General features: G+C 34.6%; 7 protein-coding genes and 1 pseudogene. 5 read left to right on the forward strand and 3 right to left on the reverse strand.

Annotation, left to right across the window (positions count from 1 at the left end):
• Positions 1–450: 450 nt before the first annotated feature.
• On the forward strand, positions 451–1599 hold the full coding sequence (locus AC3DU7_RS16915) for a J domain-containing protein (protein WP_488040489.1): 1149 nt from the start codon (positions 451–453) through the stop codon (positions 1597–1599).
• A 144-nt stretch (positions 1600–1743) separates the two neighbouring features.
• Here AC3DU7_RS16915 and AC3DU7_RS16920 read toward each other — a convergent pair whose 3' ends face one another.
• From AC3DU7_RS16920 to tnpA, 3 genes are all read right to left on the reverse strand, one after another.
• Positions 1744–3441, reverse strand: coding sequence for a putative bifunctional diguanylate cyclase/phosphodiesterase (locus AC3DU7_RS16920; protein WP_488040490.1), 1698 nt, complete (start codon positions 3439–3441; stop codon positions 1744–1746).
• 10 nt (positions 3442–3451) lie between these two features.
• Entirely contained in the window at positions 3452–6382 is a 2931-nt protein-coding gene (locus tag AC3DU7_RS16925; RefSeq protein ID WP_488040491.1) for a PAS domain S-box protein, read from the reverse strand.
• 412 nt (positions 6383–6794) lie between these two features.
• Positions 6795–7202, reverse strand: a complete 408-nt coding sequence (gene tnpA / locus AC3DU7_RS16930; RefSeq protein WP_488040492.1) for an IS200/IS605 family transposase — start codon at positions 7200–7202, stop codon at positions 6795–6797.
• A 44-nt stretch (positions 7203–7246) separates the two neighbouring features.
• Here tnpA and AC3DU7_RS16935 point away from each other — a divergent pair, with 44 nt between their 5' ends.
• The 4 genes and pseudogenes from AC3DU7_RS16935 to AC3DU7_RS16950 all read left to right on the forward strand — a co-directional run.
• A complete protein-coding gene (locus AC3DU7_RS16935) occupies positions 7247–7564 on the forward strand; it encodes a hypothetical protein (RefSeq protein ID WP_488040493.1) in 318 nt (105 codons plus the stop codon).
• Between the two features lies 1 nt (position 7565).
• Entirely contained in the window at positions 7566–8525 is a 960-nt protein-coding gene (locus tag AC3DU7_RS16940) for an RNA-guided endonuclease InsQ/TnpB family protein (RefSeq protein ID WP_488040495.1), read from the forward strand.
• A gap of 146 nt (positions 8526–8671) precedes the next feature.
• Positions 8672–8884 (forward strand): annotated as a pseudogene (locus tag AC3DU7_RS16945) (aldo/keto reductase); the annotation flags it as partial.
• Positions 8885–8955: 71 nt separating this feature from the next.
• Positions 8956–9136 (forward strand): DUF2470 domain-containing protein (locus AC3DU7_RS16950; protein ID WP_488040494.1); only part of this gene is annotated, 181 nt, incomplete at its 3' end.

Below are 9136 nucleotides of genomic sequence, written 5' to 3' on the forward strand. Positions count from 1 at the left end.
CCTTTTTCTGTGAGAAAAATAGAGACCAATATCTAGCGCTACAGTTTTTTTGCCAGATTCAGATATTGATTTTTGAGTTGAAATTTTTATCCTCAGTAGTCTAGGTAGAGTAAGGAAATATTTCTAGAGCTGCCTTTTTCTGTGAGAAAAATAGAGACCAATATCTAGCGCTACAGTTTTTTAACGCTGTAGACTTATAGGAGTGATATGGCATTTTTCTTATTTTAAGGTCAAAATGGAACTAATTGTCTGTTGGTTTTGTTTCATCTCAATGTTGATTGGAGACCCGCGCTCTTCCGAAGGGGAGCATCGTCCGCGAAAACCAATCAATGAGGAAGAAGGAAAAATTTTACGTTCCCTGAATTTTAAGCTCTCGATCTGTCCTCAGCTTTCCTTCCACTGCTATAACCTCAAACTACTAAATTCCTAACTACTGATTATTTTTCTAATGTGGATGAGATAAATCAATACTATAAAATTCTAGAACTTGAACCTGGTGCTTCTCTAGATCAAGTGAAACAAGCTTACCGAGATTTAGCCTTTGTCTGGCACCCAGACCGCTTTGCCCAAAATACTCGTCTCCAAGCAAGAGCTACTATTCGTCTCAAAGAGATTAATGAAGCTTACCGAAAATTACGGTATTTTTTGAATGATTCTCAACCACAAACTGCTCCGAAACGAAAAACTCCCACTAAAACACAACACTCATCACCTCGTCGTCCACCCTCTCCTCAGCCTACCCCTTCTCCTCAAAGGCCAGAAAATTCCAACGCTAATAATCATTTTCAACAATTCTCTGTTCACACTCATCAAACAAATTCAACAACTTCTAGTATTCCTTGGGGTAGTTTAATAGCCACTTTCCTGTTTTATGCTTTGACTGCCTGGGTATTAGTTATTTCCAAAGCTCCTGTCTGGAGTTGGGCCGTAGTTGAAGGTGTGGCATGGATGGGAATGACTGTTTTAGCAATTGAAGGAACGGGTTCTCAAAAATGTTGGGCGATCGCCTTATTGGGTGCTGGAGGAGGAGCAGGTTGGATAGCTGGAAATTCTGTGGGTGGTATAATCACTGCTTTAGCATGGGCAATAGTTGGATGTAGTTTAGGGTTAATTGCTGGTACTGAACCCAGGGCCAGGACAGTTGCTGCGGTGGTCACTATTAGTGGAGTAATTGCTTTGGGGGGATTTTTGGCTGGTAATGGGGCTGAAAATGTATTATTGGTAATTGTTGGTTCTATTATTTGGGCTGCTGCTGGATTTATTTTTGGGACAATAGTGGATGCTGTAATTGGTTTGAAGAATGGTACTGGTGTTGGGAGTATGCTGGGGTTTATTGTGTGTGCTTGGGTTGGAGCTTGGTCTGCTGCTTGGAATTCTACTCGGTCTAAAAATGTGGTGATCGCTTTGGCTAGTGCTGGGCCTAATATTATTGTGGGATTATGGGTAGCTATTGGTATTGTGGCAGGAGTGGTTTCTCAAATGGTTGCGGGAGAAAAGTTGATAGAGTTGTTTAATGGATTTTTGACTTTTTTGATTTTAGCTATTATTTCTGGATTAGGTTTAGGTTTTGGCTGGTGGCTTTCCACAAGTATAGTTTGATTTGTGAAGATAGGTTTTCTGAATTTAATATCCGCGCCCTATTTGTGTAGTGATATATATTAGATATCTCCAATGATAAAAAATAGAATGAATTATTTCACAGAAAGTATCAATTATTTCTCCCTACTCCCTACTCCCTACTCCCTACTCCCTCTTTTTTAATAAACTTTCAAACTTGGATGTGGGTAATGGAGGACTGAATAAATAGCCTTGAATTTCGTCACATTCATGTTTACGAAGAAAGTCTAGTTCTGATTGAGTTTCTACTCCTTCAGCAACTACTTTTAAGTTTAAATTATGAGCCATTTGAATAATGGCAATTGTAATTGCTTCTGTCTTACTATCTTCAGTAATATTGCGAACAAAACTACGGTCTATTTTTATTACATCAAATGGAAATTCTCTGAGATAACTTAAGGATGAATACCCTGTACCAAAATCATCCATTGATATATTAATTCCAAACATTTGCCATGCTTCCATAATTTGAGTTGCAACTTTCTCATTTTGCATAACTAAGCTTTCTGTGATTTCTAATTCTAAGTAGTTAGGTTTTAAGCCAGTTTCTTGGATGATTTTAATAATTATTTCTTGGATATTTCTTTGTGTAAATTGGCATCTTGATACATTAACTGCTATTTCTAATAGTCCAAAACCTAGTTCTTGCCAGATTCTTGTTTGATTACAAGCAGTACGCAAAACCCATTCTCCTATAGGGATAATTAAACCTGTTTCTTCTGCTAAAGGAATAAATTCTGCTGGTGATACTAAACCTCTTTTTGGGTGACACCAACGTACTAAAGCTTCTGCCCCAGTGATTTTACCAGTCTTAATATTAACTTTTGGTTGATAATAAACTTGAAATTCTGAGCGTTTTAAAGCATTACGCAAATCAGTTTCTAAACCTAGTTGATCTAGAGAAATAAAAACTGTTTCTGATTGATGAAATTGATAATTATTACCTCCTTTTTGTTGAGCATAATACATTGCTGCATTGGCATTTTTGAGGAGTTCATTTGCTTCTACATCATCTAACGGATAAAAGGTAATACCTATACTAGCAGTTATATAGATTTCATAACCTTCTAAAAAAATTGCTTGAGAAATTATATCTAATATAGATTGGGCTATATATGCTACTTCTTGTTTTTTTTCTACTGCCTTGAGAATTATCCCAAGTTCAGCAGCTTCTAAATGAGCTAACATATCTATTGATTCAATATATTTATTGAGTTTTTTTGCCACATTACAAAGCACCAATTCTCCATTTCTACTCCCTAGAGTTACTTTGATTCGATTAATTCTATCTAGGCTAATATAAAGGATAGATATTATTGGAAAAGATATATTTTTTTGAGATTTATTGAGATGACGTAATTTTTCTAAATTACTCTGATTTTGATAGGATGTAATTTCATTAAGTCGATCTGTAAATAAAGAACGATTCGGTAATTGAGTTATGGGGTCATACTGATGCCTTTGGAGAGCTATTTCTATAGTTAAATGTAAGTTTCTTTCTTCAAATGGTTTAACAATATAACCAAAAGGATTTGTTGTTTTTACTCTCTGTAATGTTTTGTCATCGGTGTAAGCTGTTAAGAAGATTATTGGTATTTGGGAACTTAAATGAATTTGTTCTGCTGCTGTTATCCCATCCATTTTTCCTTGCAACATCACATCCATTAATATTAAATTAGGTTGTTTTTCTACTGCGATTAGAATTGCTTCTTCTGCCGAAGAAACAATATCAATAACTGTATAGCCCATCATTGCCAGACTGTCTGCTAAATCTTCAGCAATAATACTTTCGTCTTCGACAATTAAAATTTTGGATTTTGACATTGATACTCCTCTATAATTTACTTGAATTCAAGCTAGAAAAAGTTATTTGAAAAACTGTTCCTACTTCATTAATTAGTTCAATGTTTCCCTTAAGTTGTCTCACTAATGAACATACTAAACGCAGACCTAAAGAACCAGATTTTTTATAGTCTAAATCTTGAGCAAAACTAATACCATTATCAGCCACTTTGAGAATAAATTGGTTTTGGTCGCGGTCGTCATAATCAAATTCTATGAAAATTTCTCCTATAAATTCTTCTGGAAAAGCATACTTGAGAGAATTAGAAACTAATTCATTAACGATCAGACCACAGGGAATTACTGTATCAATATTTAAGCAAACAGGAATTACATTTATATTTAATTTTACACCTCTTGCTTTGACTGCATAAGCTTGGAATAAGTGAGTAGCTAGACTGGAAATATATTCAGTAAAATTAACTTTAGATAAGTCTTTTGATTGATATAAATGTTCATGGACAAGAGCCATCGATCTAACTCGATTTTGGCTTTCTTTTAACATTTCTAAAATTATTTCATCTTCAATATATCTTGATTGTAGTCTTAATAAACTAGAAATTACTTGTAGATTGTTTTTGACTCGATGATGAATTTCTTTAAGTAAAACCTCTTTTTCTGCTAAAGATTCTTTGATTTGCTCTTCATCACGTTTTCTCTCAGTAATATCACGAATTACAGCTTGAAATACCAGATTTTTAGTTGATTTTTGGCTTGATTTTTTTTGAATATCTTCACCTGTTTTCATTGCAGTTAATAAAACTTCTGTGGGAAATTTAGATCTATCTGATCTTTGATTTATCCACTCGAAACAACTATTACCTTTGATAATTGCTTGAACCATATATCTTTTGATTAACTGAGCAGATTTTTTGCCATTTTGCTGATATTCGGGATAACATTCTGCTAAGTTATGATGATAAAATTCTGCTTTATTATTTAAACCCAACATTTTTAAAGTTGCCAGATTACAATCAATAATTCCGTTTTTATCTAGGAGGATAACAGCATCGCTTGTAGCCTCATAAAGACTGCGAAATTTTTTCTCAGATTCCTGAAGTGAAGCAATTAATTTACTTTTCATTGCCTCTGCTTGTTTACGAGCAGTAATATCTATTCCAACTGAAACTAATGCTTTTCCTTGAGCATATTTCTGAACTACAACCAAATAATTTTTCACACTACCATTAATTGTTGTTTCGACTTCCTGAGATATTTGTTGTGCCGAACTAGCGAAAAAATCACCAATAAAATCAACGAAGCCCCAACTACTCCCTAGAAAACCTATTTCTTGACCAATAAATTTTTCTGGAGGTAAGTTAAAACTTGCTGCTAATTGCCTATTTACTCCTATATATATTAACTCCGAACTAATCCAAGAAACAAAGCAAGGTACAGCATCTAAGACTGCTTGTAGTTGATCTTTAGCCCTTTGTAAAGCTTCTTCTGATTTTTTGCGTTGAGTAATGTCAGTAGCAGTGCCAATAGCACCTTGAAAATTGCCAAATTTATCTCGTAAAGCGATTGCATTAAAATTAAGATATACAGGTATTCCATCTTGGCGTTTATGTATTGTTTCCCACTGACAACTGGAGCAACTATCTTGAGTAAATATAGGAATTTGTGTAATATTTGTTGTGTTTGCTGCCGTAGATTTTTCTATTTCTTCCTGATAGATAAAATCTTTTATAGAACAACCGATAATTTCTGTTGTTTCATACCCATAAATGCGTTTAGCTGCTTGATTAACAAAAGTAAAATGTCCTAAAGTATCTAATGACCAAATTAAATCTTGAGAAGTTTCTACTAGATGTCTATATTTTTTCTCACTTTCTGCTAAAGCTGTTTCTACTCGTTTTCTTTCTAAGGCATTAATAAACATTTCTCCCATAATTCTGAGTAGAGCAATAATATCTTCTGACCAATTTTTTTCTTCTTTAACTGAATCAAATCCTAAAAACCCAATAAAGATACCACGATATACTATTGGCAAAACAACCAAAGATTTTATACATTGCAGTCGCAAAAATATTTTACTTATCGACTTTTTTTTTGGTAGTTTAGTTGTACTTGGAATGTAAATTGTTTCTAGGTTTTTTATTTGCTCATTCCACTCTTCTAATGCTGTGATTGGTATTTGTTTTCTTTGCTCAATTTTTGGTGTAATGCCACTGGCACACCATTCATAATCATTGTTGATGTAAGTACCAGTTTCATCCAGTAAAAATATATAGCTACGATCTACACCACTAAAAGTTCCTATCCATTCCAGAGCTACTTGAATTCCGCTATCTATCTCGTCTGGGGCTAAATTAATAAAGTGAGTTGATAAGGTAGTTATTAATTCTTCAAAATTTAGCCTATATAATAATTCTTCTCTGGCTTGCTTATGTTTAATAATCTCATCTATCAGTTGTTCATTTGATTCCCTTAAAGCAGATGTTCTTTCCTCAACTTTTTCTTCTAATCTTAGTTGATATTCAGGATCTTCTAGTTGAGGATTTTTACTGATATTAACTCCTATTAATCCTACTGTTTCACCACTTTCAGATATTTGGGGAATTACTCTAGTTTCATATTCAATATCTTCTACTTCTCCAAACCATTTAACTTCATTACCTAACAGTGCCAAGTGAGTTTTATCTAATACTTCTTGATGATTTTTGTATAATTCAAAAATTGATTTTCCGAGTAAAGCAGAATATCTAATTGTTTTTTCTCCCTCAACAAAAGTAAATATACCTTTGCTGTCTACTTCCCAAATAATTAAAGATGCTTGATTAGTTAGTATTCGTAAACGTGCTTCACTTTTTTGGAGAGTATTTTTAGTCAATTGATGTTCTGCTTTCTCTTTTTCTAACTCTTGTGTCAACTGAGCAACACTTTGCTGTAAATTTTGAACAACACCATACATCATTGACATTAATTTTAGGGAACAATCATATAGTATAAATAGTATAACTAGAAATAGGTTAAGCTATAAAAAAACTTGATATTAAGTCTTTTTTGAATAGTTAACTATATATCCTAGTGGGATATATTAAGGTAAGCATTTCCTGCGGAATGCTACGCAAACAGCTATTAGCAGTCAGCACTTCCCTACGGGATACTACGCAAACAGCAATTAACAATGAATAATTACTTCTGAGTTTTGGGAAGGGGACCCATGGCAATAACTTTTTATTCAAACTCAATTTCAAAGGTTGCTTTTGCCTTCCCAAAAAAGGCGTTGCTGATAGCTAAATGCTTACATATTAACTTTATAACACGGAAAAATTTCGGGAGTTTGGTAGCCCCCTCTTTTTAAAGCGGGGCGGAAAAACGACTCGGCGACTTCAGTCGCCGTGATGAGGGTCGTTAATGTACTCCAAAACCTTAGTTGTACTAACCTTTCCAGTAGTGTCATAAAAATAACTATGGGTCCACAGACTAGGCAGCTTGCATAACTCAGGAAACTCCAGTCGCAACAGTCTGGATGACCTGCCTTTTAAAGCTCTGACTATTTTGTGGATTGCTACATCTGACCCATGTTCTATCAGCACATGAACATGGTCTGGAGCTATTTCTAGCCCTTTTATCAACCAACCTTTTTCTGTGGCCACTTCTGACAAGATAGCTGCTAACCTTATTTTTACTTGGCCCACTAATACTTTTTTACGTCTCTTAGGAATCCAAACTAAGTGGACTGAAGCCCAACCTACTGAATGGTTGCCATGTCGATATATTTTTTGCTGATTTTTCATGTTGATAGGTTTACATTTATCGACAATTTGATGATAATAGAAACATGAGCAAAAAAACTAAGAAACAAGCAAAAAGTTATGGATGCCAACAGGTTTTATTGCATCCAGATAAAGACCTACGGGTCGTATTAGAATATTTGTGCGGTGAGGCAAACAAGGTGTTTAATTGCTCTGTTTATTATGCTCGACAAGTTTGGTTTAAAGAAAATCGATTTGTCAAAAAAGGTGAACTTTGTGGGCAGATGAAATGGAACAGACACTTTAATGCGATGTATGCCTCTAGCGCTCAACAAATATGTAACGGTGTTGTTGAATCTTTCAGTAGTTTTAAAGAGTTATTAAAACTGTTTTGGCTCATGTGAACTGACAGATAAACCCAAACCACCTAACTATCGAAAACCGGGTTTATTTACTGTTTCTTATCCTAAGAAATGGTTGAAACTCACGGAAGTCGGAATTAGAGTTCCATTAGGACGCAAGGTTAAAGCATGGTTTGGATTGGAGGCATTCTACATTCCGATGGCAAGTAACTTAGATTGGGACTCGATTAAAGAAATTAGGATTTTACCCCGTCACGGTTGCTTTTATACCGAGTTTGTTTATGAAATAAAAACTCAGTCAGTTAAGCTAGATGCTGGTCAGGCACTTTCTATTGACCACGGTTTAGACAACTGGTTAACTTGTGTAGATACTCAAGGTCATAGCTTTATTATTGACGGGAAACATATAAAGTCAAAAAATCAGTGGTACAATAAACAAATTGCTACAATTCAAGAAAATAAACCTCAAGAATTTTGGTCTAAAAGATTGGCTCGGATCACAGAAAAACGTAATCGCCAAATGCGGGATGCCGTCAATAAAACAGCGCGATTAGTTATAAATTACTGTCTTAAACATAGAATTGGTACAGTGGTTTTTGGTTGGAATAAAGGTCAAAAACAATCCATTGAATTAGGAACTAAAACTAATCAAAAGTTTGTACAAATTCCTACTGCAAGACTCAAAGGCAGAATCGAACAACTATGCAATTTATATGGATTGCAATTTGTAGAAACTGAGGAATCTTATACCTCAAAAGCATCGTTTTTAGATAATGATGTTCTCCCAATCTACGGTGAAAAACCCGACAACTGGGAGCCATCAGGAAAACGCATTAAACGAGGTTTGTATCAATCTGTTGCGGGCTATTTAATTAATGCTGATTGCAATGGTGCAGCAAATATCCTCCGCAAAGTATCTGGAAGACTTAAGCTTAACTTGAGTCAACTAACTAGAGGCGCTTTGACTACGCCCTTAAGAGTTCATTTTTGGACTGCTTCTTAAAGAATCCCCGTCGCTTTAGCGCGGGGAGAAGTCAAATACTTTTTTAGCTCTTCAATAGTTAAGCTATAACCTAGTCTGTGGCATCTAGAAATATTAAAATATTTGCCAAAGTAGAACAATTATCTAAAATCTAGTCAAAATAGGCGATGAAACTACCTGAGTCAAGCAGATTAAAATTTACCGATAATTTAAACATCTGTCGCATTATAAACGGAATATGGCAGGTATCAGGTATTCACGGACATATAGACCCCAAAACTGCTATCCAAAGTATGTTTAACTACATGGATGCAGGTTTCACTACTTGGGATTTAGCAGACCATTATAGCCCAGCAGAGGACTTTATTAGAGAATTTAGAATTGAGAAATTGATATAATTTAAAATTTAGAATTGAGAAATTGATAAATTTAATAATAAGGATTTGAAAATATGTCTGATTCATTTACTCCAGAAATTAGCGATCGTATTTGTTCTCACATGAATGAAGACCACGCAGATGCTGTACTTTTGTATGCTCAAAAATTTGGCAGTTCTCCCAATGCTACAGCAGCAAAAATGCTTTCTATTGATGCTCAAGGTATGAATTTAACAGCTGAAGTTAGTGGGGAAA

The sequence above is a fragment of the Okeania sp. genome (genome assembly GCF_983059655.1).

Coding starts and splice junctions, on each gene's coding strand:
- AC3DU7_RS16920 (WP_488040490.1), bottom strand. CDS start 3,441: ATGTCAAAATCCAAAATTTTAATTGTCGAAGACGAAAGTATTATTGCT.
- AC3DU7_RS16935 (WP_488040493.1), top strand. CDS start 7,247: ATGAGCAAAAAAACTAAGAAACAAGCAAAAAGTTATGGATGCCAACAG.
- AC3DU7_RS16925 (WP_488040491.1), bottom strand. CDS start 6,382: ATGTCAATGATGTATGGTGTTGTTCAAAATTTACAGCAAAGTGTTGCT.
- tnpA (WP_488040492.1), bottom strand. CDS start 7,202: ATGAAAAATCAGCAAAAAATATATCGACATGGCAACCATTCAGTAGGT.